Source organism: Streptomyces sp. NPDC031426 (assembly GCF_055581585.1).
The window spans coordinates 1-25,641 of the sequence record NZ_JBVIJE010000001.1; the positions used below are offsets into that span (position 1 = coordinate 1).

26 protein-coding genes and 5 pseudogenes are annotated in these 25,641 nt (G+C 72.6%); 13 read left to right on the top strand and 18 right to left on the bottom strand.

Going from position 1 to position 25,641, the window contains the following annotated elements; all coding sequences use genetic code 11:
- Window positions 1-659, bottom strand: a 659-nt coding sequence (locus ACZ5NH_RS00005) for a maltotransferase domain-containing protein (RefSeq protein WP_468771971.1), incomplete at its 3' end; no start/stop codon positions are given.
- Between the two features lie 106 nt (window positions 660-765).
- Window positions 766-1,065: a DUF5133 domain-containing protein gene (locus ACZ5NH_RS00010; RefSeq protein ID WP_468771972.1), complete on the bottom strand. Its 300-nt coding sequence runs from the start codon at window positions 1,063-1,065 to the stop codon at window positions 766-768.
- A 326-nt stretch (window positions 1,066-1,391) separates the two neighbouring features.
- Between ACZ5NH_RS00010 and ACZ5NH_RS00015 the strand changes: the two genes are divergently transcribed.
- A complete protein-coding gene (locus ACZ5NH_RS00015; RefSeq protein WP_451557110.1) occupies window positions 1,392-1,946 on the top strand; it encodes a pep a2 in 555 nt (184 codons plus the stop codon).
- The gene (glgX, locus tag ACZ5NH_RS00020; RefSeq protein ID WP_468771973.1) at window positions 1,943-4,087 is read left to right on the top strand and encodes a glycogen debranching protein GlgX; all 2,145 of its coding nucleotides are present in this window, start codon (window positions 1,943-1,945) and stop codon (window positions 4,085-4,087) included. The genes ACZ5NH_RS00015 and glgX overlap by 4 nt, the downstream gene beginning before the upstream one ends.
- 14 nt (window positions 4,088-4,101) lie before the next feature.
- On the opposite strand, the gene ACZ5NH_RS00025 is transcribed toward glgX, so the two are convergent.
- A complete protein-coding gene (locus ACZ5NH_RS00025) occupies window positions 4,102-4,911 on the bottom strand; it encodes a VOC family protein (RefSeq protein ID WP_468771975.1) in 810 nt (269 codons plus the stop codon).
- A 128-nt stretch (window positions 4,912-5,039) separates the two neighbouring features.
- On the opposite strand from ACZ5NH_RS00025, the gene ACZ5NH_RS00030 reads away from it, so the two are divergent.
- Window positions 5,040-5,354 carry an ANTAR domain-containing protein gene (locus ACZ5NH_RS00030; protein ID WP_451557107.1) on the top strand — a complete coding sequence of 105 codons (315 nt, stop codon included), beginning with the start codon at window positions 5,040-5,042 and terminating at the stop codon, window positions 5,352-5,354.
- Between the two features lie 71 nt (window positions 5,355-5,425).
- On the opposite strand, the gene ACZ5NH_RS00035 is transcribed toward ACZ5NH_RS00030, so the two are convergent.
- Window positions 5,426-6,217: an RNA polymerase sigma factor SigF gene (locus ACZ5NH_RS00035; protein ID WP_468771977.1), complete on the bottom strand. Its 792-nt coding sequence runs from the start codon at window positions 6,215-6,217 to the stop codon at window positions 5,426-5,428.
- A 307-nt stretch (window positions 6,218-6,524) separates the two neighbouring features.
- Here ACZ5NH_RS00035 and ACZ5NH_RS00040 point away from each other — a divergent pair.
- The 4 genes and pseudogenes from ACZ5NH_RS00040 (at window position 6,525) to ACZ5NH_RS00055 (ending at window position 9,984) form a co-directional block, all read left to right on the top strand.
- A pseudogene (locus ACZ5NH_RS00040) lies at window positions 6,525-6,927 on the top strand (MarR family transcriptional regulator).
- Between the two features lie 663 nt (window positions 6,928-7,590).
- Window positions 7,591-8,420, top strand: a pseudogene (locus ACZ5NH_RS00045) (ATP-binding cassette domain-containing protein).
- Entirely contained in the window at window positions 8,380-9,267 is an 888-nt protein-coding gene (locus ACZ5NH_RS00050; RefSeq protein ID WP_468771978.1) for an ABC transporter permease, read from the top strand. The pseudogene ACZ5NH_RS00045 and the gene ACZ5NH_RS00050 overlap by 41 nt, the downstream one beginning before the upstream one ends.
- A gap of 189 nt (window positions 9,268-9,456) precedes the next feature.
- On the top strand, window positions 9,457-9,984 hold the full coding sequence (locus ACZ5NH_RS00055) for a hypothetical protein (protein ID WP_468771980.1): 528 nt from the start codon (window positions 9,457-9,459) through the stop codon (window positions 9,982-9,984).
- Window positions 9,985-10,015: 31 nt separating this feature from the next.
- Here ACZ5NH_RS00055 and hemC read toward each other — a convergent pair whose 3' ends face one another.
- From hemC to ACZ5NH_RS00090, 7 genes and pseudogenes are all read right to left on the bottom strand, one after another.
- Window positions 10,016-10,951: a hydroxymethylbilane synthase gene (gene hemC / locus ACZ5NH_RS00060; protein ID WP_388629322.1), complete on the bottom strand. Its 936-nt coding sequence runs from the start codon at window positions 10,949-10,951 to the stop codon at window positions 10,016-10,018.
- Window positions 10,952-11,046: 95 nt separating this feature from the next.
- Window positions 11,047-11,523 carry a GNAT family N-acetyltransferase gene (locus ACZ5NH_RS00065; protein WP_468771982.1) on the bottom strand — a complete coding sequence of 159 codons (477 nt, stop codon included), beginning with the start codon at window positions 11,521-11,523 and terminating at the stop codon, window positions 11,047-11,049.
- Window positions 11,520-12,038: a hypothetical protein gene (locus tag ACZ5NH_RS00070; RefSeq protein WP_468771983.1), complete on the bottom strand. Its 519-nt coding sequence runs from the start codon at window positions 12,036-12,038 to the stop codon at window positions 11,520-11,522. Before ACZ5NH_RS00070 ends, ACZ5NH_RS00065 begins: the two co-directional genes overlap by 4 nt.
- A 105-nt stretch (window positions 12,039-12,143) precedes the next feature.
- The gene (locus tag ACZ5NH_RS00075) at window positions 12,144-13,124 is read right to left on the bottom strand and encodes an ATP-dependent DNA ligase (protein WP_468772645.1); all 981 of its coding nucleotides are present in this window, start codon (window positions 13,122-13,124) and stop codon (window positions 12,144-12,146) included.
- Between the two features lie 121 nt (window positions 13,125-13,245).
- Window positions 13,246-13,712 (bottom strand): annotated as a pseudogene (locus tag ACZ5NH_RS00080) (MFS transporter); the annotation flags it as partial.
- A 208-nt stretch (window positions 13,713-13,920) separates the two neighbouring features.
- On the bottom strand, window positions 13,921-15,435 hold the full coding sequence (glpK, locus tag ACZ5NH_RS00085) for a glycerol kinase GlpK (RefSeq protein ID WP_468771984.1): 1,515 nt from the start codon (window positions 15,433-15,435) through the stop codon (window positions 13,921-13,923).
- A gap of 44 nt (window positions 15,436-15,479) precedes the next feature.
- Window positions 15,480-16,247, bottom strand: a complete 768-nt coding sequence (locus ACZ5NH_RS00090) for an IclR family transcriptional regulator (RefSeq protein ID WP_468771986.1) — start codon at window positions 16,245-16,247, stop codon at window positions 15,480-15,482.
- Between the two features lie 175 nt (window positions 16,248-16,422).
- Between ACZ5NH_RS00090 and ACZ5NH_RS00095 the strand changes: the two genes are divergently transcribed.
- A complete protein-coding gene (locus ACZ5NH_RS00095; RefSeq protein ID WP_468771987.1) occupies window positions 16,423-16,863 on the top strand; it encodes an ATP-binding protein in 441 nt (146 codons plus the stop codon).
- A 16-nt stretch (window positions 16,864-16,879) separates the two neighbouring features.
- Here the strand turns inward: ACZ5NH_RS00095 and ACZ5NH_RS00100 are convergent.
- Window positions 16,880-17,317 (bottom strand): annotated as a pseudogene (locus ACZ5NH_RS00100) (SpoIIE family protein phosphatase); the annotation flags it as partial.
- A gap of 210 nt (window positions 17,318-17,527) precedes the next feature.
- Window positions 17,528-18,376, bottom strand: coding sequence for an EamA family transporter (locus tag ACZ5NH_RS00105; protein ID WP_468772647.1), 849 nt, complete (start codon window positions 18,374-18,376; stop codon window positions 17,528-17,530).
- 110 nt (window positions 18,377-18,486) lie between these two features.
- Between ACZ5NH_RS00105 and ACZ5NH_RS00110 the strand changes: the two genes are divergently transcribed.
- Window positions 18,487-19,344 carry a LysR family transcriptional regulator gene (locus ACZ5NH_RS00110; RefSeq protein ID WP_468771988.1) on the top strand — a complete coding sequence of 286 codons (858 nt, stop codon included), beginning with the start codon at window positions 18,487-18,489 and terminating at the stop codon, window positions 19,342-19,344.
- Between the two features lie 374 nt (window positions 19,345-19,718).
- On the opposite strand, the gene ACZ5NH_RS00115 is transcribed toward ACZ5NH_RS00110, so the two are convergent.
- The 3 genes from ACZ5NH_RS00115 to ACZ5NH_RS00125 form a co-directional block, all read right to left on the bottom strand.
- On the bottom strand, window positions 19,719-20,522 hold the full coding sequence (locus ACZ5NH_RS00115; RefSeq protein ID WP_468771989.1) for an XRE family transcriptional regulator: 804 nt from the start codon (window positions 20,520-20,522) through the stop codon (window positions 19,719-19,721).
- A 187-nt stretch (window positions 20,523-20,709) separates the two neighbouring features.
- Window positions 20,710-21,348 (bottom strand): hypothetical protein, encoded by a 639-nt coding sequence (locus ACZ5NH_RS00120; protein WP_468771990.1) that lies wholly within the window; start codon window positions 21,346-21,348, stop codon window positions 20,710-20,712.
- 232 nt (window positions 21,349-21,580) lie between these two features.
- Window positions 21,581-21,868: a putative quinol monooxygenase gene (locus ACZ5NH_RS00125; protein ID WP_388629348.1), complete on the bottom strand. Its 288-nt coding sequence runs from the start codon at window positions 21,866-21,868 to the stop codon at window positions 21,581-21,583.
- 174 nt (window positions 21,869-22,042) lie between these two features.
- Between ACZ5NH_RS00125 and ACZ5NH_RS00130 the strand changes: the two genes are divergently transcribed.
- The 4 genes and pseudogenes from ACZ5NH_RS00130 to ACZ5NH_RS00145 all read left to right on the top strand — a co-directional run.
- A complete protein-coding gene (locus tag ACZ5NH_RS00130; RefSeq protein ID WP_468771992.1) occupies window positions 22,043-22,567 on the top strand; it encodes a MarR family winged helix-turn-helix transcriptional regulator in 525 nt (174 codons plus the stop codon).
- Between the two features lie 81 nt (window positions 22,568-22,648).
- A complete protein-coding gene (locus tag ACZ5NH_RS00135; protein ID WP_388629353.1) occupies window positions 22,649-23,029 on the top strand; it encodes a DoxX family protein in 381 nt (126 codons plus the stop codon).
- On the top strand, window positions 23,026-23,493 hold the full coding sequence (locus ACZ5NH_RS00140; protein ID WP_468771994.1) for a peroxiredoxin: 468 nt from the start codon (window positions 23,026-23,028) through the stop codon (window positions 23,491-23,493). The genes ACZ5NH_RS00135 and ACZ5NH_RS00140 overlap by 4 nt, the downstream gene beginning before the upstream one ends.
- Window positions 23,494-23,810: 317 nt before the next feature.
- Window positions 23,811-24,024 (top strand): annotated as a pseudogene (locus ACZ5NH_RS00145) (SpoIIE family protein phosphatase); the annotation flags it as partial.
- A 58-nt stretch (window positions 24,025-24,082) separates the two neighbouring features.
- On the opposite strand, the gene ACZ5NH_RS00150 reads toward ACZ5NH_RS00145, so the two are convergent.
- Together ACZ5NH_RS00150 and ligD are read right to left on the bottom strand one after the other, a co-directional pair.
- Entirely contained in the window at window positions 24,083-24,517 is a 435-nt protein-coding gene (locus ACZ5NH_RS00150; RefSeq protein WP_468771996.1) for a cupin domain-containing protein, read from the bottom strand.
- 107 nt (window positions 24,518-24,624) lie between these two features.
- Window positions 24,625-25,635, bottom strand: coding sequence for a non-homologous end-joining DNA ligase (ligD, locus tag ACZ5NH_RS00155; protein WP_468771998.1), 1,011 nt, complete (start codon window positions 25,633-25,635; stop codon window positions 24,625-24,627).
- Between the last annotated feature and the right edge of the window lie 6 nt (window positions 25,636-25,641).

Sequence of the window (25,641 nt, forward strand, 5' to 3'; positions counted from 1 at the left end):
GTGCCGTGCGGCTGCTCGGCCGTGCCCTCCGAGCGCGGGAAGAACTCGTACCAGGAGCCGTACAGGGCCCGCTCCCGCTCCACCAGCAGCGGCATCGGGTCGGAGGCGGTGACCAGCTCCCGCAGCGGATAGCGGGTCAGCAGCGCGTCCACCTCGGGCGACAGGGCGGACTTCAGGCGCTCGTGCACCGACAGGGTGTCGTCGCCGAGGGCCTGTGCGGCGGCGAGGACAACGTTTCGCTCCGGCCCCTTCGGCACTCCGGCGGCCGCCCGCTCGTACAGCTCGGCGCCCTCCTCCAGCACCAGCCCGATGTCCATCCCGGCCGGCACCTTGACGGAGGCGGTGTGCCGCCAGGTCGCCAACGGATGACTCCAGGCCTCCACCCGGAAGGTCCAGAGGCCCGTCGCGTCCGGGGTGACGTCCGCGCCCCACAGGTCACTGCCGGGGGACAGCTCCCGCATCGGCGTCCACGGGCCACGGCGGCCCTTCGGATCGCGCAGGACCACATTGGCACCCACGGCATCGTGCCCTTCACGGAACACGGTGGCCGTGACCTGGAAGGTCTCCCCGGCCACCGCTTTCGCCGGGCGCCTGCCGCACTCCACGGCCGGCCGGACGTCGCGTACCGGTACACGGCCGATGGCCGGGGTCCTGCGCATGTATCTCACCTCCGCCGTGCGCGAAGCCGGGCACCCGGCCCGGCTTCGCGATCCGAGAGGGGCCGACTCACGCCGGCCCCGGGGGAACGCCTTGTACGGTGCCAGCTCAGGGGCTTGGCGCCGTGGAACGCCGCTCCGATGGCGGCGCTCTTCTGGCCGATCGGCGCGGCCGTGGCCGTCCGTCCTGCTCGCGCAGGTAGGTGACCAGACTCGTGCGCAGATAGCGTTCGGCGGCGTCCGCGGCCTCGCGGGCGCAGCGTTTGCCCATCAGTACGCACAGCGTGTAGCCCGAGTCCTCGAAGGTGGCCCGGACCGTGCGGTCGTGGGGCGAGGCGAGCATGACGCGCTCCCACGCCCGGTAACGCCGCAACGCCCGGGCCACTTCGGCCTTGGCGGGTAGCAGCATTGCCCTCTTCACCTTCCACGCTCTCGACTGGGCGCGTTCCCGACGGTCGGGTGGTGTCCGCGCACGGAAGGGCACGGCACCGTTACGGCGATCGAGGCTTTCACTTATGGTGCACGGATGACGACGCAGCGTCTTGTTGGATCTTCAACGACGATGTGTGTCGGGCCCTCGTGTTGCACGAATGGCGTAGTGCGGTCAACGTAGAGGTGACTCAGAAGCGATCAGCGCTCACGCTGTGTGTCCGGGATCCCTCCCGGACGGGCATCCGGGACCTCTCCCGGACGGGCGAGGGGAGCGAGAGCTTCGCCGGTGAGGAGCAAGCGACGATGAAGACCGCAGTGCCCTGCTACTACCACCTCGACGTGGAAGTCAGCCCTGAACGGGTGGGACAGGTCAGCCGCATCCTGGCCGCCCACCTCCGCTACTGGGACCTCGAGAACCTCGCGGTCCCCGTCTGCCGCGGCGCCGAACTGCTGCTGCGGGCGATCGACGAGCATGCGAAGGACAAGCACACCTCCATCGAGATGTGGTGGAACGGCCAGCACCTCATCACCGCCTTCGGCGACGACGACCCGGACCTGCGCCCCGACCTGGACCTGCGGTCCTGCCTGGCGGACATCGCCGCCATGAGTGACGGCTGGGGCTGCTGCGCCTCGGACACCGGCAGCAAGATCATCTGGTTCTCGCAGCGGGCCCGTGCCGGTCAGCGCGTCCCGCTGGTGCCGACAGCCCCCGCGCCGACCCTGCGGCAGGGGCTGCAGGTGCCGCGCGAGACGCCGGTGGTGGTGCTGGCCGCGCCGGCCGGAGCCATGGACGACATGCTCGCGGCGCCGGCCGCCGTGGCGGCTGCTTCGGACGGCGCCCTGGAGGGCAGCCGGTGACCGCCCGCAGAACCAGGAAAGGGCTGCCCGTGTGGAGCGGGCAGCCCTACCCGTTGGGTGCCGCGTTCGACGGACAGGGCACCAACTTCGCGCTGTTCAGTGAGGTGGCCGAGCGGGTCGAGCTGATCCTCGTCGACGACGCCGGCACCGGGACCCCGGTCCGGCTGCACGAGGTCGACGGATTCGTCTGGCATGCCTATCTGCCCGGCATCGCGCCGGGCCAGCGCTACGGTTACCGGGTGCACGGCCCCTGGCAGCCCTCGCTCGGCCACCGGTGCAATCCCGCGAAGCTGCTGCTCGACCCGTACGCCCGCGCCGTGGACGGCCAGATCGACAACCACGCCTCGCTGTACGAACGCAACCCGGACGGCCCCGCCCCCGCCGACAGCGCCGGGCACTCCATGCTGGGCGTGGTCACCGACCCGTACTTCGACTGGGGCGACGACCGGCCGCCCCGGACGCCGTACTCGGACTCGGTGATCTACGAGGCCCATGTGCGCGGCATGACCCGCACCCACCCCGACGTCCCGGAGCGGCTGCGCGGCACCTACGCCGGCCTCGCCCACCCCGCCGTCATCGAGCACCTGACCTCGCTCGGCGTGACCGCGGTGGAACTGATGCCGGTGCACCAGTTCGTGCAGGACGGCGTGCTCCAGGACCGCGGCCTGTCCAACTACTGGGGCTACAACACCATCGGCTTCTTCGCGCCGCACAACGCCTACGCCGCCTTCGGCACCCTCGGCCAGCAGGTCAACGAGTTCAAGGCCATGGTGAAGGCGCTGCACGCGGCCGGCCTCGAAGTCATCCTCGACGTGGTCTACAACCACACCGCCGAGGGCAACGAGATGGGCCCCACGCTGTCCTTCCGGGGCATCGACAACGCCTCCTACTACCGCCTGGTCGACGGCGACTGGGCGCACTACTACGACACCACCGGCACCGGCAACAGCCTGCTGATGCGGCACCCTTACGTGCTCCAGCTGATCATGGACTCGCTGCGGTACTGGGTCACCGAGATGCGTGTCGACGGCTTCCGCTTCGACCTCGCGGCCACGCTGGCCCGACAGTTCCACGAGGTGGACCGGCTCTCGGCGTTCTTCGACCTCATCCAGCAGGACCCGGTGATCAGCCGCGTCAAGCTCATCGCCGAGCCCTGGGACGTGGGGGAGGGCGGCTACCAGGTGGGCAACTTCCCGCCGCTGTGGTCGGAGTGGAACGGCAAGTACCGGGACGCCGTACGGGACTTCTGGCGGGGCGAGCCGGGTTCGCTCGGCGAGTTCGCCTCCCGGCTGACCGGCTCCTCCGACCTGTACCAGCACAGCAGACGACGGCCGCGCGCGAGCGTCAACTTCGTCACCGCGCACGACGGTTTCACCCTGCGCGACCTGGTGTCGTACAACGACAAGCACAACGAGGCCAACGGCGAGGACAACCGGGACGGCGAGAGCCACAACCGGTCCTGGAACTGCGGCGTCGAGGGCACCACCAGGGACCCGGCCGTCCTCGAACTGCGCGCCCGGCAGCAGCGCAATCTGCTGGCCACGCTGCTGCTCTCGCAGGGCATCCCGATGCTCTGCCACGGCGACGAGTTCGGCCGCACCCAGCAGGGCAACAACAACGCCTACTGCCAGGACAACGAGATCTCCTGGGTCGACTGGGAACTGGCGGGGGAGCAGCGCGGCCTCGCGGAGTTCACCCGGCGCCTGATCGCCCTGCGCGCCGCGCATCCCGTGCTGCGGCGCCGCCGCTTCTTCCGCGGTGAGACCGCGACCCATGCCAGGCAACCGCTGCCCGACCTGATGTGGCTCAGGCCCGACGCCCGCGAGATGACCGGCCGGGACTGGCAGCGCGACGACGCGCACTCGGTGGGAGTGTTCCTCAACGGCGACGCCATCGCCGAACGCGACGCCCATGGTCGCCGGATGGTCGACGACTCCTTTCTGCTGCTCGTCAACGGCTACTGGGAACCGGTCGACTTCCGGCTGCCCGACGACGCGTTCGGCGAGCGCTGGACAACCCTGATCGACACAGCCGACCCGGAGGGCATCCCCGACGAGCGCGAACGCAAGGCCGGCACGCGGCTTCGCGTGGAGGCCCGCAGTCTGATCCTGCTGTCGCGTCCGTCGCGGGTCGCGAACTGAGCGGCTGTCCGGGTTCAGCGCATTCGGCCTGACGTCACCGTGAACTGGGCGCCGTCCGCGTCCCGCAGGATCGCCTCGTTCTCGTCCTCGCTCAGCACGCTGCCGCCGTGCTTCTCCGCCGCCCGGGCGCAGTCCGTGACGTCCGCGACGGCGAAGTGGATCTGCCAGTGCGGCCGGACGGAGGGATCCGGTGCCGACTCCACCGCGCCCGAGTCGATGCGCGCCACGATGTCGCCCTGGCTGCGCAGCACCACCTCGCCGCCCTCGTACTCCACCTCGCAGCAGCCCGGCAGCCCGGACGCCCAGTCGAGGACCTCGCCGTAGAACATCGCGGCGTCGAAGGCGTCGCGGGTGTGCAGCCGGATGAACGTCGGTGACGCCCGCCGCCACGCCTCCCAGTTGGCGACCAGTTCCCCCTGCCAGATGCCGAAGGTGGCCCCGTCCCGGTCGGCGAGCAGCGCGGCCCGGCCCGGCGGGAAGGACAGCGGCCCGACGGCCGCCGTACCGCCGCGCTCGCGGACCCGGGACACCGCCACGTCGGCGTCCGGCACCGCGAAGTACGGCGTCCAGGCCACGGCCATCTGCCACATGGCGGCGACGGCGGCGATCCCCGCCACCGGCACTCCGTCCGCCAGCGCGATCCGGAAGTGCTCGCCGAGTTTCGCGCCGCGCCACCGCCAGCCCAGGACGGCCGTGTAGAAGTCCTGGGTGGCCTCCAGGTCACGGCTGGTCAGGCTCACCCAGCACGGGGCGCCGAAAACGGAGTGGGTGGAGACGACGTCTCGCCTGCGCGGTCCACCACTGACGGGGTTGTTGTGGTTCATGTCCGTCGCGTCCTGCTCTCGGGGCCGGGCGGCCACCGCTCTCGCACCAGTGTCCAACCGGAAGGGGGTCGGCTGCCTGTCGAGTACCCCCGGTGGCAGCGGTCCAGGCCGGCGAGCACGATGGGGACATGGGAGCGAACGAGCCCGACAGGCTCTCCGCGCTGCAGGCCGAGGTCGACCAGATGAAGGAGGCCGTGGCCTCCCACGCGGTCGTCGACCAGGCGATCGGGATGGTGGTGGCCCTGGGCAGGGTGACCCCGGACGAGGGCTGGGAGGTGCTGCGGGACGTCTCCCAGCACACCAACATCAAGCTGCGCAACATCGCGGAGCTGATCCTCATCTGGGGGCGCCGGGGCGACATCCCGCCCGATGTCCGCGCCGAACTGGAGGACGCCCTGGACCGGTACGGCCCGACGCAGGTGCCCGGGTCCTCGGAGGAATGAGCGGCAGGGGGCTTCGCCGGCCGTGCCAGGGACCGGCGGATTCAGCGGATTCAGCGGGCTTCCCGGCGGATTCAGCGGGCTTCGGCGAGCAGTTCCTCGCGCAGCCGCTCGAAGCAGCTGCTGAGCAGCCGGGAGACATGCATCTGCGAGATGCCCAGCTGCTGGGCGATCCGGCTCTGGGTCATCCCGCGGAAGAACCGCAGATAGAGGATGACGCGCTCGCGTTCCGGCAGTGCCGCTAGACAGGGCTTGACGGCGGCCCGGTCGACCACGAGGTCGTAGCCGGGGTCGGGGCCGCCGAGGGAGTCCCCGAGGGCGTAGCCGTCGGTGCCGGCCACCTCGGCGTCCAGGGACAGCGCGGAGAAGCACTCCAGCGCCTCCATGCCGGTGCGCACCTCGTCCTCGCTGAGCCGCGTGTGGGCGGCGATCTCCGCCACGGTGGGCGGGCGTCCCGAGGTGCTCTGGGCCAGTTCCTTGCCGGCGGAGCGGACCCGGTTGCGCAGGTCCTGCACCCGGCGCGGCACGTGCAGGGTCCACATGTGGTCGCGGAAGTGGCGCTTGATCTCACCTGTGATGGTGGGCACGGCATACGCCTCGAAGGCGCGGCCACGCTCGGGGTCGTAGTGGTCGACGGCCTTCACCAGACCCAGCGCGGCGACCTGGTACAGGTCTTCCAGGGTCTCCCCGCGGCCACGGAACCGCACGGCGATCCGCTCGGCCATGGGCAGCCACAAGCGGACCAGTTCATCACGCAGCGCCCGCCGCTCGGGGCCGTCGGACAGCTTCGCGAGCCGTTCGAAGGACTCCACCGTGTCGGGGGCGTCGTCGTGGGGGTGTGAGGTCGTACTGCCGGTGACGGACATGGTGCGCACCTCTCTCAGCAGGTGCTGGAAGTACAGACACCGTGGGAGGCGCGCTCGGACCGGGGAAGGGGAAAGCGGGGCGGCGGCAAGGAGCCGACTCCCACGGACGTGCCTCCGGTCCGAAGCACTGTCCACCCTTTTCCCGCTCCCGGACATCGCAAAACAATTAAGTGCAAATGGGACGCAACCAGGTCGATCCTTGACCTTTCCTTGGCGCGCATTACCTCTGTAACAGGGGTGATCTTCTGGTGTGGAAACCGAGACGGCGCGGTGAGCGGCAAGGGATTCCGAGACCTTCCCGGAGGAGTTGGCGGACGCGCTGGTGCGCATCCAGCGGCTGATCCGGCGGCGGTTGCGCGGCGCCGAGGTGGAACTGCTCCGGCTGGTCGAGTCCCGGCCCGCCATCGGCAGCTCGGACGCGGCGTGGGCGCTGTACCTGGCGGGCAACTTCGTGTCGCCCCTGGTCAACCAGCTCGTCCGGGACGGATACCTGCTCCGCGAGACCGACCCCGCCGACCGGCGCGCGGCCCGGCTGCCGCTGGCCGCTGCCGCCGGGAAGCGGCTGGACGACTGGAAGCGGCGCCGGACCGAACTGGTCGGCCGGCACGTGTCCCGGCTCGACGACACCGACCGGGGAGGCCCTGCGCGCGGCCCTGCCGGCGCTGCGCAGGCCGGCGGCCGGCCTGCACGAAGAGGCCGAGGAGTCATGACGCAGACCGACGACCATGACGAGGCCCAGAGGCCATGAGGAGGGACGGCACCGAGCACCCGGGTAACGCCGCCGGCACGGCCGCCGGCTCCGCCGATTCCGCGGACATCCCTGGCGACGCCGCCGGCACCGCTGACCGGCCTGGTGACGGCGTGGACGTCGCCGACGGTCTCGGCGACGCAGCGGTCACCATCGACACTGCCGGCGGCGCCGTGAACACCGCCGGCAGGCCTGGCGCTGCGCGGACACCGCTGACTGTCCCGGCGACGCAGCGGCCACCACCGAGACTGCCGGCGGCGCCGTGAACACTGCCGGCAGCCCCGGCGACTCCGCTGCCGCCGCAGCCGCCGACGCACCCGCCGCAGCCGTCGAGGCCGACGCGAAACCCGGTGGTCCCACCACAGCCGGCGGCACCACCGGGACCGTCAGCGCTGCCCGCGAACCCGCCGATGCCGTGGGCGCAGCCGCCGAACCCGCGCGTCCTGGGATCGCCCCCGCCGCGGACGCCGACGTCGTCGGTTCAGGTGCCGAGGCCGTAGGTCGCGGGGTTGCCCCCGCCCCGGACGCGGACGCCGTTGGTTCGGTGGCCGGAGCTGTGCGACGCGCGCCCGGCCTCGCCTCGGACACCGACGCCGTCGGTACGGCTGCCGAAGCCGCGCGCAGCGTGCCCGGCCCCGCCCCGGTCGTCGACGCCGTCAGTCGTGACCGGCTCGTCTACGCCTTCGGTGAGACCAATGCCGTCGACGGGCTCGATCTGGGTGTCCGGGAGGGGAAGGTGTTCGGATTGCTCGGGCCCAATGGCGCCGGGAAGACCACCGCCATCCGCTGCATCACCACCCTGCTGCCCGTCCCCGCCGGCATGGTCGGCGTCTTCGGGCACGACGCCGCCAACGAGCGGATGGCGGTGCGCCGGCTGCTCGGCTACGTCCCGCAGCAGCTGTCCGCCGACAGTGGGCTGACCGGCCGGGAGAATGTCGCCCTGTTCGCCCGTGTCTTCGACATGCCCCGCCGCGAGCGTGCCGAACGGGTCAGCCAGGCGCTGGCCGCCGTCGGCCTCGCGGACGCCGCCGACCGGCTCGCCGGGACCTACTCCGGCGGCATGGTCCGCCGCCTGGAACTGGCCCAGGTGTATGTCAGCGCGCCCCGGCTGCTGACCCTCGACGAGCCGACCACCGGCCTCGACCCGATCGCCCGCACCGGCGTCTGGGAGCACATCAACGCCGTCCGCGCGGCGACCGGGACGACCGCCCTCGTCACCACCCACTAGGCCGACCAGTACTGCGACCGGTCGGCCTGATGCACCGCGGCCGCATCCGCGCCCTCGGCACCCCGGCCGAGCTGCGCCGCGGCCTCGCCGAACGCCTGGGCACCGACACCCTGCCCACGCTGGAGGACGTCTTCCGCGACGTCGCCGGCAGCGGCCTCGACGACCACTCCGGAGGAGGTTGCCGCGATGTCCGCAGCACCCGCCGCACCGCGCGCCGAGTCGGCTGACCGCACCTCCCGCAGCGACACCGCCCTGCTGCTCAGCCCGCCCGTGCCGCGCCGGTTGCTGCCCGCGCGGGTCGTCGCCATGTGCGCCGTGGAGCTGCAGAAGCTGCGCCACGACCGCACCGAGTTGTACACCCGCGCGGTCCAGCCCGCCCTGCGGCTGCTGATCTTCGGTCAGACCTTCACCAGGATCCGGGCGATACCCACCGGCGGCGTGCCGTACATCGACTGCATGGCGCCCGGCATCATCGCCCAGTCGGCGATGTTCATCGCGATCTTCCACGGCATCCAGATCATCTGGGAACGCGACGCGGGCATCCTGAACAAGCTCCTCGTCACCCCGACCCCGCGCTCGGCCCTGATCACCGGCAAGGCGTTCGCCGCCGGGGTGAAGTCGCTGATCCAGGCGATCGTCGTGATCGTCATCGCGACTCTGCTCGGCGTCGCCCGCACCTGGAACCCGCCGAAGCTGCTCGGCGTCGCCCGCACCTGGAACCCGCCGAAGCTGCTCGGCGTCGCCCTCGCCGTCGTACTCGCCTCCGCGTTCTTCTCCTGCCTGTCGATGACCATCGTCGGCATCATGCTCAGCCGCGACCGCCTGATGGGCTTCGGGCAGGCGATCACCATGCCGCTGTTCTTCGGCTCCAACGCCCTGTACCCCCTCTCGGTGATGCCGGGCCGGCTCCAGGCCGTCAGCAAGGTCAACCCGCTGAGCTATCAGGTCGACGCCCTGCGCGGCCTCCTGCTCCGCACGCCCGCGCATCTCGGCGCCGACTTCGCCGTCCTCGCGGTGGCCGCCGCCCTCGGCATCACCACGGCCTCCTCGTTGCTCGGCCGGCTGGCCCGGTGATCTTGCCGCGGACGTGATGTGCGGCACGCACCGTCCCCCTGCCGAATGCGCCGCGAACGCATCTTTCCTGGGCAGCGCTTGATCACCGATCAAAGCGGGCGAACCCGCTGGCCACAGCGCATTCTGCGCATTTGACAGTGCGCTCGGCGCACAGATAGACAGCAGCTCTCGAAGGTCGAGAGGGGCACTGTGTACGAGCCGAACGTGGTCGGGGACTGGCACGAGCACGACGAGCATGCCGGTCTGCGGGTCCGCGTCCACCGTCTGGAGGCGGCCGAGCCGCCGCGCGGACGCGACGACGCGGCCGACGGGCTGACGTACTTCAGTGTCCGGGTGACGGTCGAGAACCGTGGCGCCCGGCACTACGGCATCCACCTGGAGGACGGCCAGATCGACGTCCGGGTCGGCCCCGACGGCGAGGGCGCGTTCATCGACTGGCGCAACTCGCAGTTCATCGAGGGCTTCGACGTCTACCCGCTGCGCCGGGCCACCGCCGTGATCTACGCCGCCGCCCCCGAGGCCGCCCTGGCCCACGTGGACGTGCAGGTGCAGCTGCGGGTGGAGGACGAGTGGGCCGACCGCCGGCTGTGGACCGGCGGCATCGGCGTCCTGGACGCGACCCCGGCGGCCGCCCCCGCGGCGGCCGGGCAGGGCAGCCTGGCCCACCAGGTCAGCGCGTTCCTGAAGGACCAGACGGAGCCCGGCACCACCGCCTGACACGGGCGACGCCGGCGGCGCCGCCGTACGGTCAGTGCGGGATGCCGTCGATGATCTCCCGCGCGCCCTGCCGCAGCAGCGCCACCGCGACCGAGGTGCCGAGCGTGGCCGGATCCAGCCGTCCCGCCCACTCGTGGGCGTTCAGCCGGGTCTTGCCGTCCGGGGTGAACACACAGGCCCGCAGGGACAGTTCCCCGCCGCGGTCCACGTGCGCGTAGCCGGCGATCGGGCTGTTGCAGTGGCCCTGCAGCACATGCAGGAACATCCGCTCGGCCGTCGCCTCCCGATGGGTGTCCGGGTCGCCGAGCCCGCTGACGGCGTCGATCAGCGCGGTGTCGTCCTCCCGGCACTGCAGGGCGAGGATGCCCGCGCCGATCGGCGGCATCATCGTCTCCGTCGACAGCACCTCGCTGATCACGTCCGTGCGGCCGATCCGTTCCAGACCGGACACCGCCAGCAGCAGAGCGTCCGCGTCGCCGGCGGCCAGCTTCTCCAGCCGGCGGTTGGCGTTGCCGCGGAACGCCACGCACTCCAGATGCGGGTGCGTGGCGGCCAGTTGGGCCACCCGGCGCACCGAGGAGGTGCCGATGCGGGTGCCGGCCGGCAGCTCGTCCAGGGTGAGTCCGCCCGGGTGGACCAGCGCGTCGCGGATGTCGTCCCGCTTCAGGAAGGCGGCGAACACCGTCCCGGCGGGCAGCGGCCGGTCGGCGGGCACGTCCTTGACGCAGTGCACCGCGAGATCGGCCTCCCCGGCCAGCAGGGCCGCGTCGACCTCCTTGGTGAACGCCCCCTTGCCCTCGACCTTGGACAGATCGCCGAGCCACTTGTCGCCGGTGGTCTTGACCGGCACCACCTCGGTGCGCACACCGGGGTGCAGCACAGTCAACTCGGCGCGGACCCGCTCCACTTGGGCCAGGGCCATCGGTGAGTCGCGGGAGACGATACGGACCAATTCCGGGACGGACATGGGGACACGATAGACCCTCGGACCCGACGCCCGGTCAGGACCCGGTCGAACACCGCGGTCTTCTCGAACGGCGCCGTCCCGGGACTCGTGAAGGCTCAGGTGCCGGCTTCGCCGACGGGGAGGCTGTAGCGCAGCTTCTGCTGCGCGCGGGCGCCGAGCCGGTCGTAGAACCGGACCGCCCTCTCGTTCCAGGTGGGCGTCTGCCACTGCACCTGCGCGAGGCCGAGCCGCCGGGCCTCGGCGACCACCGCGTCCACGAGCAGCGGGCCGAGGCCCAGGCCGCGATGGCCGGGGGCCAGGAACAGACAGTCCATGTGCAGGTACTCCCGCCCGTCCCAGGTGGACAGTTCGGGCGCGCAGGTGGCGTAGCCGACGATCTCGCCGTCCGGTGCCTCGGCGACCAGGCAGCGCAGCCGCGGGGCGGGCGTGTCGAACAGCAGGCCGGCCAGCCGGGCGGCGAGGTCCCGCACGGGCGGGGCGGCGCGCTCGTAGTCGGCGTGCTGGGCGGCCAGTTCGGCCACGCGCGGCAGATCGGCGCGGTCGGCGTGCCGCACCAGGGGAGTACCGGTCACCGGACCTCGCCCTCCAGGGTGTCGGCGCTCCAGGCGGTCAGCCGCTCGGCAAGCGGGCCGTCGCCGTCCAGCACATGCCGGGAGAACGCCTCCCGCTCGTGCGCCAGCAGCGCGGCCTCCCAGACGCAGGGCGCGAGCCCCGCCCGGCCCGGCCGCAGCTCCGCCGGCCGCCCGGCCGGGCCGGTGAACACGGCCAGGTCGGACATGTGTCCCTCGATCCAGCTGTGCACCAGGATGTAGTCGCCGTCGCCGCCGGCGTGCACGATCAGCACCGCGAGGCCCAGCGATCCGCGTACCCGTCCCAGGCTCAGATGGCCCGCGGCAAGGTCCAGCGCCGTGTCCACGGCCTGCGGTCCGACCGTACGCCCCGGTGCCTCCAGCGCGTACACCTTGACGAGGTGACCGGCGGCTTCCCGGACGCCCAGCGCCCGGGCCGTACGGCCGTGATGACCCTCGGCGAGGGCCAGCAGTCCGGATGCGTCGATGGCCGGGGGCAGCTCCGCGTGAAGATCCATCCGGCCATGATGCTCGCGCGGCGCGCGGGCGTCCATGGCGAGGTTGCGGCGCAGCAGGCGGAAGCGGGCGCACCGTACGGCTTGGCGGCGTACCGGGGTGTCTCCTCAGCCGAAGCCCTCCGGCAGGTCCGCCGCGGATTCCTCCGGGGTGAGGTCAGGGCGGAGCCGCAGCCAGGACGGCTGGCGCAGGAGCCCGGCCCGGGTACGGGTGCTGTAGCTGACCTCGCCGACCAGCCGGGGCAGCACCCAGCGGGCGTCCGGGACGCGCGGCACCGGATCGAAGGGGCACCGCTCGCTCGCGGTGTCCCGCAGCAGCGCGGCGAGCTGAGTCCGCTCGGCCTCGCTCCAGCCGGTGCCCACCCCGCCGACGTACCGCAGTCGGCCGTCCTGGTCGCGCTGACCGACCAGCACCGCGCCGGGCAGTCCGCTCAGCCGCCCTTTGCCGGGCAGCCAGCCGCCGACGATCACATCTTCCGCGCGCATGTTGCGGATCTTGATCCAGGCACGGGAGCGGACCCCGGGCTCGTACACGGAGTCCAGCCGCTTGCACACCAGACCCTCCAGGCCGTGTTCCCGGGTCGCCGCGAGCGCCTCGGCGCCGTGTCCGGTCACCGCGCCCGGAGTCGACCAGTACGGCCCGGCCAGGCCCAGCTCCGTCAGCCGGGCCCGCCGCCGTACGTACGGCTGCCGCAGCAGGGACTCCTCGCAGTACGGCACGTCGAACAGCACCAGATGCACCGGCACTTGGGCGGCCCGGCGTGCCGCCCGCGCGGGGGCGTGCGCCAGGCCCATCCGGCTCTGCAGCAGCTGGAAGTCGGCCCGGCCCTGTTCGTCGAGGGCCAGCACCTCGCCGTCCAGTACGGCGGGGGTGGTGCCCAGCGCGCCACCGAGCGGCCGCAGTTCGGGATAGGCCGCGGTGATGTTCTCGCCCGAGCGGGCGCGCAGCAGCAGACTGCCGTCGCCGGGCAGATAGACCATGACCCGCTGGCCGTCCTGCTTGGTCTCGTACGCCCACCGCTGGTCCTGGGCGGCGGGCGGCAGGGTGCCTGGAGTGGCGAGCATCGGCGCGATGAGCGGCAGGGGCACGGCGGTCACGGCTGAAGGTCTCGACCGCTTCCGCCGGCCTCACGCGCCTTCGGCCGCCGGTTCCCCTGAACGGGCCCGGGCCGGCCCGGCCGGCCCGGCCTGCCCGTCTCCGCCGGCCCCCTCAGGCGACCGTCTCCGCCGATGGCTCCGACGCCGGTGCCGGGGCCGGTGTGGTCGGGCGGTGGCGGGGGAGGAAGGAGGCGAGGGCGAAGGCCAGGATCGCCGCGCCCGCGCCGATCGCCATGACGGCCTTGAAGCCGTTCTCGGACGGCAGCGCATGGCCGCCGAGGCTGATCGTCAGCTGCGCCAGGATCACCCCGGCGACCGCGCTGGCCACCGACGTGCCGATGGAGCGCATCAGCGTGTGGAGGCTGTTCGCGGCGGCCGTCTCCGAGGGCGGGACCGCGCCCGTGATCAGGGCATGGCGCCGTCGGCGAAGCCGACGCCGGCGCCGATGACGCGGGAGACCAGGACCAGCTGCCACACCTCGCTCACGATGTTCAGGCCGTATCCGGCGGCGACGATCAACGCCCCCCGCATCAGCGTGATCTTCGGACCACGGCACTTGTTGATCATCGCGGACACGGGCGGCTCCGGGAGGTGCCCCCGGACGGGTGCCGGCCGGGGGGGAGTCGGTTCGGCGACCGGTCCGGGGCGGCGCCGCTCCCCGTCCCCACGGGATGCGGCGCACGGGGGTGGGCTTCCGCTCATGGCCACCCGGCTCATGGACGGCTTACTTGAGTCAGGCAAGCAAAATGCCCGCGTGTATACCGGCTGCCTCCAGGCGGGCCGGCGTTCAGACGGATCGTGGTGGTCTGACCCAGCCCAGCGACCGTTCGACGGCCCGCTGCCAGTTGTCGTACTCCGACTCCCGCAGCTCGGGGTCCATGTCGGGCAGCCACTGGGCGGCCCGGTGCCAGTTGCGGCGCAGCACTTCGAGATCGGGCCAGTAGCCGGCGGCGAGCCCGGCCGCGTAGGCGGCGCCCAGGGAGACCGTCTCGGCGACCATGGGCCGTACGACGGGCACGTCCAGCACGTCGGCCACGAACTGCATCAGCAGGTTGTCCGCGGTCATGCCCCCGTCCACCTTGAGCTGCCGAAGGGAGACCGAGGAGTCGGCGTTCATGGCGTCGACGACCTCCCGGGTCTGCCATCCGGTGGCTTCCAGGACGGCACGCGCCAGGTGGCCCTTGGTGATGTACGAGGTGAGGCCGACGATGACCCCGCGTGCGTCGCTGCGCCAGCGGGGCGCGAACAGGCCCGAGAACGCGGGAACGATGTAGCAGCCGCCGTTGTCCTCGACCGTCCGCGCGAGGGTCTCGATCTCCGGCGCGCTGTTGATCAGCCCCAGGCGGTCCCGGAACCACTGGACGAGTGCGCCGGTGACGGCGATCGACCCTTCCAGGGCGTAGGCCGGCTCCTGGTCCCCGATCTTGTACGCGACGGTCGTGAGGAGCCCGTGCCGGGACCGCACCAGCTCACCGCCGGTGTTGAGCAGCAGGAAGCTGCCCGTTCCGTAGGTGCACTTGGCCTCGCCGGGGGAGAAGCAGGTCTGGCCGAAGAGGGCGGCCTGCTGGTCGCCGAGGGCGGCCGTGATCGAGACCCCGGGCAGCACCGCACGGGCTTCGTCGTAGGCCTCCGCGGACGACCGGATCTCCGGGAGCATCGCACGGGGCACCCCGAAGAAGGCCAGCAGCTCCTCGTCCCAGGTGAGCGTGCGGATGTTCATCAGCATGGTGCGGCTTGCGTTGGTGGCGTCGGTGATGTGCAGGCCGCTGTCGGCGCCCCCGGTGAGGTTCCAGATCAGCCAGCTCTCCATCGTTCCGAACAGCACCTCGCCGTCCTTGGCGCGCTGTTCGACCCCCTTGACGTGGTCGAACAGCCACCGGATCCGCAGCGCGGAGAAGTAGGTCGAGGGCGGCAGGGCGCACCGCTCCAGGAAGAACGCCTCCCCGGGGCGCTGCATGAGCTCATCGACGAGCGGCGCCGTGCGGGTGTCCTGCCAGACGATCGCCCGGCCCACCGGGGCGCCCGTCCGCCGGTCCCAGAGCACCGTCGTCTCACGCTGGTTGGCCAGGCCGACGGCGATGACCTGCTCCCTGCCGGCACCGGTGTCGGAGAGCGCCTCGGGCAGGATCTGCCGCAGGTTGTGCCATATCTCCATGGCGTCGTGCTCGACCCAGCCGGGCCTCGGGAAGTGCTGCCGGTGTTCCTTCTGCGCGACCGAGACCAGCCGCCCACGGTGGTCGAACAGGATGCATCGGGTCGAGTTGGTGCCCTGATCGATGGACATTACGTACCGTTCGGCCATGATCGGGTCTGCCTTCCGACGGATCGAGGGGCGGCTGTGCTGCTCTACCAGCGGGCGGCTCCCAGGTCTCTGGAGATCGCCCGGGCCGCTTCGCGGATCAGCATGATCAGACTCGGGCGGGGGCGGCCCTGGCTGTCGCATATCCGCTCGACCGGCCCGGACAGCCCGATGGCGCCGACGACGAGGCCGCCGTGCCCGCGGATGGGTGCGGAGATTCCGGCCTCGCCCATGCTCATTTCCTGGATCTCGGCGGCCCATCCGAGTTCCCTGACCTCCGCGAGCGCCCGGGCGAGCCGCTCGGGATCGACCAGGGTGTGCCGGGTGTACGCCTCCAGCCCCCGTCCCTGGGCCGGCTCGACGCTCGCGGTCCCGTACGCCAGCAGCACCTTGCCGAGCGAGGAGGCGTGCAGCGGCAGCAGCGAGCCCACGTCCAGGGTCTGGAAGGTGTCGTCCGGCCGGAAGACGTGGTGGACGACGAGGACGCTGCCCTCCAGAGGCGTGCCCAGGCGTACCGCCTCCCCGCTGCGGGCGGCCAGGGCGTCGGCCCAGTTGAGCGAGCGCGAGCGCAGCTCGTTCACGTCGAGATAGCTGGTGCCGAGATGCAACAGGGCGGCGCCGAGCTGGTACTTCCCGGTCGCCGCGTCCTGCTCCACGAAGTCCACGTGCTGGAGCGTGCGCAGAATGCCGTGGGCGGTGCCCTTCGCCAGCCCGAGCGAGGCCGCCACCTCGCCGAGCCCGAGTCGACGGGGTCCGCCGGCGAGCAGACGCAGAATCGCCGCCGCCCGTTCGATCGACTGGACTGGGCCGGCCATGAAGCGAGCCTATTACCCGCACGGAGGCCGTGCCCATGGGCGAGGGCGGGCGGGCGTTCGGTAATGCCGACCGACGTTCATTGACCGGCCCGATTTGTCTCCATAGCGTGCTTGCGAGCCGGAAACGCGCGGTTGCGACGGCGCGGACCGGTCGGTCACACCATCGGGAGAGAACATGGCGGCACAGCTCAAGACGCTGCTTCAGACGGCATGCGAACACGTGTGTCCGGTTCCGCCTGTCGCCGGCGCAGTCTCGGCCGTACGCCGTCGTGCTGCGGCGGTCCTCGCCGACTGGAGGGTGTGTCCGTACCTCGTCGAGGACGCACTGCTCATGGTGTCGGAGCTTGTCACCAACGCCATCCTGCACGCCCGGCCCCCGGCCGTGCTTCGGCTGTCGTGGGTGCAGGGCGACGGTGGCTGCACCCTGCGCGTCGAGGTCACCGACGCGGGCCCCGTCCTTCCGGCGTGCCGGTCCCTCGTCGGGGTCGACCCCGACGAGCACGGCAGGGGCGAGGCGATCGTCCACGCCCTGGCGACTCGCCATGGCATGGACACCCACCTCGACGGCGTCACCCGTTGGGCCGAACTCGTCGCGCCCTGGATTCCTCGACCTTGAGCGTGGCCTCGCAGCGTCACTGCACGTACGCCGCATGGTCCGCGGTCGTCTTGCGGAGCAGGAGCAGAGCCGCGTCGTCGGGCAGCCGGCCGCCCACACGCGCCAGCAGTCCGTCGTGGAGCGCGGTGAGAGTGCGCGCCGGCTCGTCGCACACATGCCGGGCCACCCCTTCGGCCAGCGGATAGAACGCACGCGCGTGATCGCGGGCCTCCGTGACCCCGTCGGGGTACAGCAGCAGCGGATCTCCGACCGCGAAGGGCAACCGCTGCAGCCGGGGAACCTCGCCCGACAGGGCGCGCAGCCCGAGAGGCGGAGCGGGATGCGCGGGCTCCACCGCCCCGACCTCTCCGGAGCCGGACACCAGCGGCGGCGGCGCATGTCCGCAGTTGACGATCTCCAGATGTCCCGACCGGGAGTGTCCGGCGACCACGGCGGTGACGAAGTCGTCGGGACCGTCAGATGGTGAGCGAGAGTCTCCTGGTCACCCGGCTCGCGACCGGAAGCAGTCGTGCCCCGATCTCCTGGAGCCGGGCCCGCCGCTCCGCCGGCAGGGAGACGCCGAGCGAACCGGGCGTGTTCCGCGGTAGACGGGCACGGCGACGCACTCGGTGCCGAGCGCACACGGCTGCCGGGGCGAGCGGCGGAGCGGCCGTACCGCTGGTCCTCAGCGGTGCGTGCTCGCGATGCTCACCGCGTTCGCGGCCACCACCGCCCCGATGCCCGCCCACTCCGGAACCCCGAGACCCTGCCCCAGCACCACCCAGCCGACCACCGCCGCCAGCACCGGATTGACGCTCATGAAAAGGCCGAAAGTCTGGGCCGGTACCTTGCGCAGGGTGAGCAGATCGGCGAGATACGGCACGGCCGACGACAGCACACCCGCCGCTGCCGCGCACAGCAGGGCCCCGGCCGTCGGCGGATGCCGTACGGCGACGACGATCCCGATCGGCAGGAAGGTGAGCGCCGACAGGCACGCGGACGCGGCCGACCCCTGGGCGCCCGGGATGCGCCGCCCGACGATCCGGTTGAGCAGGATGTACGAGGCCCAGCAACAGGCCGCCACCAGGCCCAGACCCATGCCCACGTAGTCGGTGGACGGCTGAGGGCGCATCAGCACCACGACTCCGGCCCCCGCCAGCGCCGCGCACCCCGCGTCCAGCCGGCGGCGCGAGGCGGCGAGCGCGACGGCGAGCGGGCCCAGGAACTCCAGGGTCACCGCCAGCCCCAGGCCGATCCGGTCGATCGCGCTGTACAGGCTCAGGTTCATGGTGCCGAAGACCCCGGCGAGCAGCAGCACCGGCCACCACTGGCGCCGGGTGAAGTCCCGCAGGCGCGGCCGGCCGACGGCCACCAGGACGAGTGCGGCGACGTACTGGCGTACGGCCACCACGCCGAGCGGACCGAGGACCGGGAAGGCCAGGGCGCCGATCGCCGCGCCGGTCTGGTTGGACAGGCCGCTGCCGAACATCGTCGCCACGCCGGCCAGCCGCCCCGGCGCGGGGTCGTGGACCATGGGGGACACCGTCGCGGTGCGGTCTCCGAGAACTCGTCGCATGGCAGGAGCGTCCGCCCGTCCGGTGCTTGCGCAAAATGCATGCGCGACCGTATCTATACGCTGAAGGCATGGATGAGGTCGAACTCCGGCAGCTGCGCTGTCTCGTCGCCATCGTCGACGAGGGCACCTTCACCGACGCGGCGATCGCCCTCGGGGTGTCCCAGGCGGCCGTCTCCCGCACCCTGGCGGGGCTCGAACGAACCCTGGGCGTAAGGCTGTTGCGGCGCACCTCGCGCGAGGTGAGCCCGACGGCGACCGGGCTGCGGGTGGTGGCGCAGGCCCGGCGGGTGCTGGCGGACGTCGCCGTCCTGGTCCAGGAGGCCACCTCGGGGCACACCCGGCTGCGGATCGGCTACGCATGGTCGGCCGTCGGCCCTCACACCGTGGCCTTCCAGCGGCGCTGGACGGCCGCCCACCCCGGGACCGATCTGCACCTCGTCCGGGTCAACACGGCGTCCGCCGGTCTCGCGGAAGGCGCCTGCGACCTCGCGGTGGTGCGCCGGCCGCTGGAGGACCGGCGGTTCGACACCGCCATCGTGGGCCTGGAGCGGCGCCTGTGCGCGATGGCGGCGGACGATCCGCTCGCCCGCCGCCGGTCCGTACGGCTCGCCGAACTCACCGGCCGGACCCTCTGGGTGGACCGGCGCACCGGCACCACCACCCCCGAGCTGTGGCCCGCGGACTCCCGCCCCGCAGTCGAGGAGACCCACGACGTCGACGACTGGCTCACCGTCATCGCCGCCGGACGCGGCATCGGTGTCACGGCGGAGTCGACCGCGAACCAGTACCCGCGACCGGGCGTCGTCTACCGGCCGGTCCGGGACGCCGAACCCGTCGCCGTACGGCTCGCCTGGTGGCGCGACGACCCGCACCCGGCACTCCAGGCGGTCCTCGAACTGCTCAGCGAGCTGTACCGCACGAGCTGAGGGACCAGGACGACCGGGACGGCCCAGGCCGAAAGGCGCGGACATCACGCGGCGGGGCGGGCGCGCACCCGTCCATCGAGGCTCGGTGCGCCCCAGAGACGCACCTCTGCGGCGCACCGAGCCGCAAAAGGGAGAACTCTTCGTCCTCGCCCAGGCGATCGGCTGCCCCGACTCGGCGAGATCATCGGCGCCCCGCCGGCTGGACCTCGGGCATGGGCCGCTTCGGCGCCGTCTTCGGCCGTGGCTGGGCGGCCAGTTGCTCGCCGTCCATCGTGTGCATCGGCATCGCCGCCCTGCGCTCCGCACGGCGCCCGAGGCCAGCGGCACCGGTCAGCCACCCGTCACCGCCGGCTGAGCCGCCCCCGCGCACGGCTTCATCCCAGCGCGTCGGGCTCCACGTCCAGGCCCGTGCAGGCCAGCTCCCCGGCCACCTCGGCGCACGCCTCCACGCCTCGCGGCGAGGGCACCGAGAGCATCGGGCTGCTGTCCCCGGCGGAGTCGTCCGCCGGATAACCGGCCGACATCACGTCATGGCCCGCGCGCACCGACACCTCACGGGCCCCGGGCGAGCGCAGCCACACCTCGGACCAGGCGGTCCCGCAGGCCGGCGACCAGCGCAGCCGGACGGTGTAGGAGCGACCGGTGACCGTGCTCGTGGTCCGTGCGTCCCGGGCACACATCGAGGCGTCGGGCAACTCGCCCTGACAGGACCGGCCATGACAGCGGGGCACCCCCGGCAGGGTCTGCGCGGCGGGTGCGGTACCCGGCCACATGGACAGGGCGACAGCGGCGGCGGCCACCACGGCAGCCGTGCCGAACAGCGCCAACACGGACAGCGGAAGCCGCGACGGGAGCCGCCGCGGAAGCCGGGATGCGAGCCGGCGGCCGAGCCGCTGCCCGGGACCGGGCTCCTCGGGCACGGCCTCCGGTGCGGGCGTTCCGGCCGCGTCCCACAACGCCCGTACGGCCTCGGGATCGGCGCCGGCGAGCCGGCAGAGCGCCTCCACGGCGGGCCTCGGCGGCGGCGTCCCGCCGGACAGATAGCGGTGCCACGCGGACTTGCTGTACGGGGTCCGCGCGGCCAGCGCCGCCAGGCTCAGCCCCGTACGGTCCTTCAGCTCGCGCAGTCCCACCACCAGTGCCTCGTCCGGCGTGGTCGATGGTTGGGGGTGCCGCATCGTGCGTCCTCGACTCCCGTTCCGCTATGGGCCGTTTCGCCCCTGATGCCGGAATGGCTTCCCGCGAGGACGGCGACTGGAACACGCGCTGAGGTATGAGCAGGGTGAGGCGTGGGCGTACCGAAGGCCCGTTCGGGGGTCGTCGAACGGGCCTTCGGCGGCTGGGTGGTGCTGTGCTGAAGGGCCGTCAGCACCAGGGGAGAGGGCGGGCCGCGCGGACGTAGTGTGCAGAGACGTAGCCCGCGTGGTGCGGCAGCCGGTACCAGGTGCGGTTCCCGTACACCCAGGAGCCGCGCGTCCGGCAGGTGAGGACCAGGAGCCGGCCCGTCTGCCGGTGGCCGATCACCCGGTAGCCGGTGCCGGGACCGGAGCGGACGTTGAGCGGGGCGTGGCGGGTGGCGACGCGGCCGGTGAGTGGCTGAAGGTGGCGGTGCGCCATCCACTGTGCGGCGAACCGGTACTGCATCCGGTGGGCGGCGAGTCGGTACGGCGCCGCGTGCATGACGAGGCGGTAGGCCGCGGTCTGGGGCATGAAGCGGTACGCCGCCCGCCGGGCGGTGAGGCGGTGGATCCGGTGCACCCGGTGGCTGTGGTGGGTGCGGAGGTGGACGCGGTGGTGCCGGCGGTGGGTGACGTGCCTGCGATGGTGGACGCGCCGGCCGGTGCGGTGGGTGCGGTGCTGGGCATGGTGGGTGTGGTGCGCGGTGGCGCTGGGAACCGGGCGCGGTGCGGCGGCGTCCGCCGTGCCGGCACCGGCCGCCGTGGGCAGGAACGCGAGCACCGCCACCGTGGCCAGCAAGCCGCTTTTGAGACTCCGTCGGATCATGGAAACCTCCGGCTGTCGTTCGCGTGACCACGAGCAGTGATCACGACAGCCAGGGTTTCCGTGACAAGCCGCCGGAATGCCGTTCCGGCGTCCCCAGGGACGGCCGGGACGTCCCGCGGGACGGACGCCCATGGCACCGGCGGGTCCGCCCGGTCCGCGGCGGGGAGGCGTCCCGCCGTCTCCGGCGCGTCCGGGTGACGTCTCCCGGGGGCACCCGCGGCATCCGTGGCGGTCAGAGGGTCTCGGTGAACGTGATGCTCCGCTCCTTCAGCAGCGGGAACACCGTTCCCCGGATCAGCTCCGCGAAGTGGTCCGTCTCCTTGTGCGCCTCGAAGCCGGCGCGGTCCGTGTAGCGCTCGTACAGCACGAACGCTCCTGGCCGGTCGACGACCTCGTGCGCCTCGTAGGCGAGGTTCGCGGGTTCCGACGGGACCAGTTCGCGCATCTTGCGCAGCGCGTCGCGCACGGTGTCGGCGTCGGCGGGAGCGCACTCGTACTGGGCGACGACGGCGAAGGCCATGGCATTCCTCCGGTGTTCCTCGGCGGGTGGACTCGCCGATTCCAGCACGCTCCCGCCCGGGGGAGGTCCGTACGACACGCGGCCATGTCCGCGGGCGGCCGGCCGTCGTGGGAAGACCGGGAGCCGGGAGGGGAATTTACTTGACTCACGCAACGAGCCGGTAAACTTGCGGGCATGCCCGCGGAATCGCTGTCCGACCTGCCCGTCGCGTCCCCGGAGGTCACCGAGATAGAGCGCGCCCTGACGCGCATCACCTACCTCGGCACCCGAGCCCGGCAGCACGAGCGGCTGATGGTGCTGGCCGGGGTGCCGCTGGACCGGGCCGCGGTGGCCCTGCTGCGGCAGATCGCCGACTCCGAGGCGCTGCGCCCGGGGGAGCTGGCGCAGCGCCTCGGCGTGGAGGCCTCCCATGTCACGCGGACCGTGCAGCAACTGCAGAGGGCCGGATACGTCACGCGTGTCCCGGACCCCGTCGACCGGCGCGCCCAGCGCATCCAGCTGACCGACGCGGGCCGGGACGCCGTCGACCGGGTCCGCGAGGCCGGGGCCCGGGGCATGCAGCTCGCCCTCGCCGACTGGCGGCCGGAGGATCTGCGGCAGATGGCGACCCTGTTCCACCGCATGGTCGACGACTTCCTCGCCTACACGACCGAGGAGGACTCCGGCCGGGAGGCGGACGACGCCGTGACCACGGTGTGACGGCCGGCGTCCTTTCGCAACGGGTCACCCCTGCGCCTACCGTCCAGTAGTATCCGGCGGCAGGCCACCAGAGGAGGAACCGTGCCCCGGTCCGAACGCTCGCCCCTGCTGCTCGCCGGCCTGCTGGCCGCGGCGGGGGTCGCCCACTTCGCGGCACCGCGCCCCTTCGACGGGCTCGTACCGCGTGCGCTGCCGGGCTCGCCCAGGGCATGGACGTACGGCAGCGGCGCCGTGGAGCTGGCCCTGGCGGCCGGGATCGCCGCCCCCCGGACACGCGCGGTCGCCGCGAAGGCGGCCGCGGCCTTCTTCGTCGGGGTGCTCCCGGCGAACCTGCAGATGGCCGTGGACTGGCGGCACCGGCCCGCGCCGCTGCGGACCGCCGCCCTCGCACGGCTGCCGCTGCAGGTGCCGTTGGTGCTGTGGGCCCGGGGAGTCGCCCGGAACGAGGAAGGACGCTCATGACGGAACGCATCGAGGTCGGGGACAAGGCCGAGGACTTCGCCCTGCCCGACGAGACCGGCACCACCCGCCGGCTCACCGAGCTGCTGGCCGAGGGGCCGGTGGTCCTCTTCTTCTACCCGGCCGCCCTCACCCCCGGCTGCACCGCCGAGGCCTGCCACTTCCGGGACCTCGCCGCCGAGTTCGCCGCCGTCGGCGCCCAGCCCGTCGGCATCAGCGGCGACAGCGTCGACAAGCAGCAGGAGTTCGCCGGACGGCACGGCCTCGGCATGCCGCTGCTCTCCGACGCCGACGGCACGGTCCGCGAGCGGTTCGGCGTCAAGCGCGGCTTCTCCCTCGCCCCCACCAAGCGCGTCACCTTCGTGATCGCCCAGGACCGCACGGTGCTGGAGGTCGTCCGCAGCGAACTGCGCATGAACACCCACGCCGACCGGGCTCTCGCCGCCCTGCGCGCCCACCAGGGCTGAACGGGGCCCGCCCCGCAGGGCGGACGGGGACACCCGCGCGCTCGATGCGCGGGACCGATCGGAACATCCATGGGCATACACGGGCCACCCGGCCGAAGACGTCGTGGGCCGGCCCGCCGCCGGGCTGCTCGCCGGAGACATCCCGGACGACACACTCGCCGCGCGGGCCGGCACCGTCGCGCTGCGCCACCGTGACGGACACCGCATCGACGTGGCCCGCACCGCCTGCCCCATGACCGGAGCCGACGGCGAGCCCACCGGCTTCGTCCTCACCGCCGGCCCGTCCGGCAGCACCCTGGCCGCCGAGGCCTTCGAGTGTCTCCCGGCGGCTCAGCCTGCCCGCCGCCGGTCATCCGGCCCCTACCGTCGTCCTGCCGGGCGGCACCGCCCGGTCCATCCCGATGAGCGCCGGACCGCCCCTCGGCGCCGGCAGGCTGCCGTTCGAGGGGACGGAGCTGGAACTGCCCCAGGGGCTCCGTCGTCGCGCTCTGCACCGACGGCCTGGTCGAGGACCGCGACCGGGACGTCGACGGAGACGATCTGGGCCGAGGAGGCGCTGCCCCGCACCTGACCGTCCGCCCGGCACCGATCACTGGAACGGGCAGCCCGGGTTCGGCGCGTCCTCCGAGAACGGGGAGCCGTGCGGCAGCACATACAGCACATCGAGCACGAGCGGGGTGTCCCCGAGGTTCCGTCCGATGTGGACATGGTCCGCACCGGCCGGCTCCTGGATCGTCGCGCCCGTGCGGTACACGCCGTCCGAGGCGCAACCGGAGTCGAAGTGGCTGAGGGTGCCCTGCCTGACCACGCCGTACAGCGGGCCGTCGTGGTAGTGCCAACCGGTGCTCTGGCCGGGCGGGACGGTGATCTCCCGCAGGGTGTAGTCGGTGCCGCCTATGGTGGTCTGGCTGATGATCCGGGCCGTCACCCCCGGCCCCGGCGGGGTCGCCTGCGCGGTGCCGCAGGTCAGAACGGTGGCGACGGTCAGCGCGCCGGTGACGGCGGCACGGAGAGCGGTACGCATGCGGGACCCTTTCGGGAGGCGAGCGGGGTGTCGCCGTGAACATAAGCGCCTTGCAGGCGAGTTGGGGGCGGAACTCGAAGATCCGTATGCGTACGTGATCGCGGGTGTCAGGTCCCCGCGCGCTCCCGGACCACGTCCCGTGGCCGCTTGTCCTCGCGCAGTCCCAGGTAGCGGGGATGCCGCAGCATCCCGTCCCGGGTCCACTCGGTGAAGGCGATCTGCGCGACCAGCTCCGGCCGCACCCAGCGGGCGCGGGCCTCGCGCACGGCACCGGTGAAGGGCGAGGAGTCCCGGCGCAGCCCGTCCAGCCGCTCGCGCAGCTCCAGCAGGGTGCGCCGGTCGAAACCGGTGCCGACCTTCCCGGCGTACCGCAGCCGGTCACCGTCGAAGAAGCCGAGCAGCAGCGCTCCCAACCCGACCCGGCTGCCCGCCGGTTCGGTGAAGCCGCCGATCACGAACTCCTGCCCCTGGGAGCACTTGAGCTTCAGCCAGTCCGGGGACCGGCGCGTCCGGTACGGCCCGTCGGCCCGCTTGGCGATCAGCCCCTCCCAGCCCCGGCCGCAGGCCTCGGCCAGCAACTCGGCGCCGCCCGCGTTGCGATGCGGGGTCAGCCGCAGCGGGGCGCGAAAGGACAGCGCCCGCCGCAACAGCGACTTGCGGACCCGCAAAGGAAGTTGACGGGTGTCGGTACCCTCCAGACGCAGCAGGTCGAAGAGGTAGTACGTCACCGCGACTCCGGACGCCTCGACGTCCCGGCGCCGGGTCAGCCCCAACCGCCGCTGCAGCCGCGCGAAGTCGGTACGGCCGCCGCTGAACGCGACGACCTCGCCGTCCACCGTGAAGTCGGTGCACTCCTGCGCCGCGAGCGCCTCCACGATCTCCGGGTAGGTGTCGTTCAGTCGCCGGCCCGTGCGCGAGAGCAGCCGCAACGAGTCGCCCTCGCGCACCGCCAGCAGCCGGACGCCGTCCAGCTTCCGCTCGAACAGCCAGCCCTCGCCGAAGTCCCGCCGGTCGCTGAGCGTGGCCAGCATCGGGGCCGCGGCGAGTTCGGTGCCCGGCCCGGCCGGGCGCAACAGCTCCCGGCGGTCGGCCGGCAGCCCCTCCAGCAGCCCCGGCACCGCCCC

Excerpts from the sequence above, each read along its gene's own strand:
- ACZ5NH_RS00010 (WP_468771972.1), bottom strand. The coding sequence starts at position 1,065 with ATGCTGCTACCCGCCAAGGCCGAAGTGGCCCGGGCGTTGCGGCGTTAC.
- ACZ5NH_RS00015 (WP_451557110.1), top strand. The coding sequence starts at position 1,392 with ATGAAGACCGCAGTGCCCTGCTACTACCACCTCGACGTGGAAGTCAGC.
- ACZ5NH_RS00025 (WP_468771975.1), bottom strand. The coding sequence starts at position 4,911 with ATGAACCACAACAACCCCGTCAGTGGTGGACCGCGCAGGCGAGACGTC.
- ACZ5NH_RS00030 (WP_451557107.1), top strand. The coding sequence starts at position 5,040 with ATGGGAGCGAACGAGCCCGACAGGCTCTCCGCGCTGCAGGCCGAGGTC.
- ACZ5NH_RS00035 (WP_468771977.1), bottom strand. The coding sequence starts at position 6,217 with ATGTCCGTCACCGGCAGTACGACCTCACACCCCCACGACGACGCCCCC.
- ACZ5NH_RS00050 (WP_468771978.1), top strand. The coding sequence starts at position 8,380 with ATGTCCGCAGCACCCGCCGCACCGCGCGCCGAGTCGGCTGACCGCACC.
- hemC (WP_388629322.1), bottom strand. The coding sequence starts at position 10,951 with ATGTCCGTCCCGGAATTGGTCCGTATCGTCTCCCGCGACTCACCGATG.
- ACZ5NH_RS00070 (WP_468771983.1), bottom strand. The coding sequence starts at position 12,038 with ATGGATCTTCACGCGGAGCTGCCCCCGGCCATCGACGCATCCGGACTG.
- glpK (WP_468771984.1), bottom strand. The coding sequence starts at position 15,435 with ATGGCCGAACGGTACGTAATGTCCATCGATCAGGGCACCAACTCGACC.
- ACZ5NH_RS00090 (WP_468771986.1), bottom strand. The coding sequence starts at position 16,247 with ATGGCCGGCCCAGTCCAGTCGATCGAACGGGCGGCGGCGATTCTGCGT.
- ACZ5NH_RS00095 (WP_468771987.1), top strand. The coding sequence starts at position 16,423 with ATGGCGGCACAGCTCAAGACGCTGCTTCAGACGGCATGCGAACACGTG.
- ACZ5NH_RS00105 (WP_468772647.1), bottom strand. The coding sequence starts at position 18,376 with ATGGTCCACGACCCCGCGCCGGGGCGGCTGGCCGGCGTGGCGACGATG.
- ACZ5NH_RS00110 (WP_468771988.1), top strand. The coding sequence starts at position 18,487 with ATGGATGAGGTCGAACTCCGGCAGCTGCGCTGTCTCGTCGCCATCGTC.
- ACZ5NH_RS00115 (WP_468771989.1), bottom strand. The coding sequence starts at position 20,522 with ATGCGGCACCCCCAACCATCGACCACGCCGGACGAGGCACTGGTGGTG.
- ACZ5NH_RS00120 (WP_468771990.1), bottom strand. The coding sequence starts at position 21,348 with ATGATCCGACGGAGTCTCAAAAGCGGCTTGCTGGCCACGGTGGCGGTG.
- ACZ5NH_RS00125 (WP_388629348.1), bottom strand. The coding sequence starts at position 21,868 with ATGGCCTTCGCCGTCGTCGCCCAGTACGAGTGCGCTCCCGCCGACGCC.
- ACZ5NH_RS00130 (WP_468771992.1), top strand. The coding sequence starts at position 22,043 with ATGCCCGCGGAATCGCTGTCCGACCTGCCCGTCGCGTCCCCGGAGGTC.
- ACZ5NH_RS00140 (WP_468771994.1), top strand. The coding sequence starts at position 23,026 with ATGACGGAACGCATCGAGGTCGGGGACAAGGCCGAGGACTTCGCCCTG.
- ACZ5NH_RS00150 (WP_468771996.1), bottom strand. The coding sequence starts at position 24,517 with ATGCGTACCGCTCTCCGTGCCGCCGTCACCGGCGCGCTGACCGTCGCC.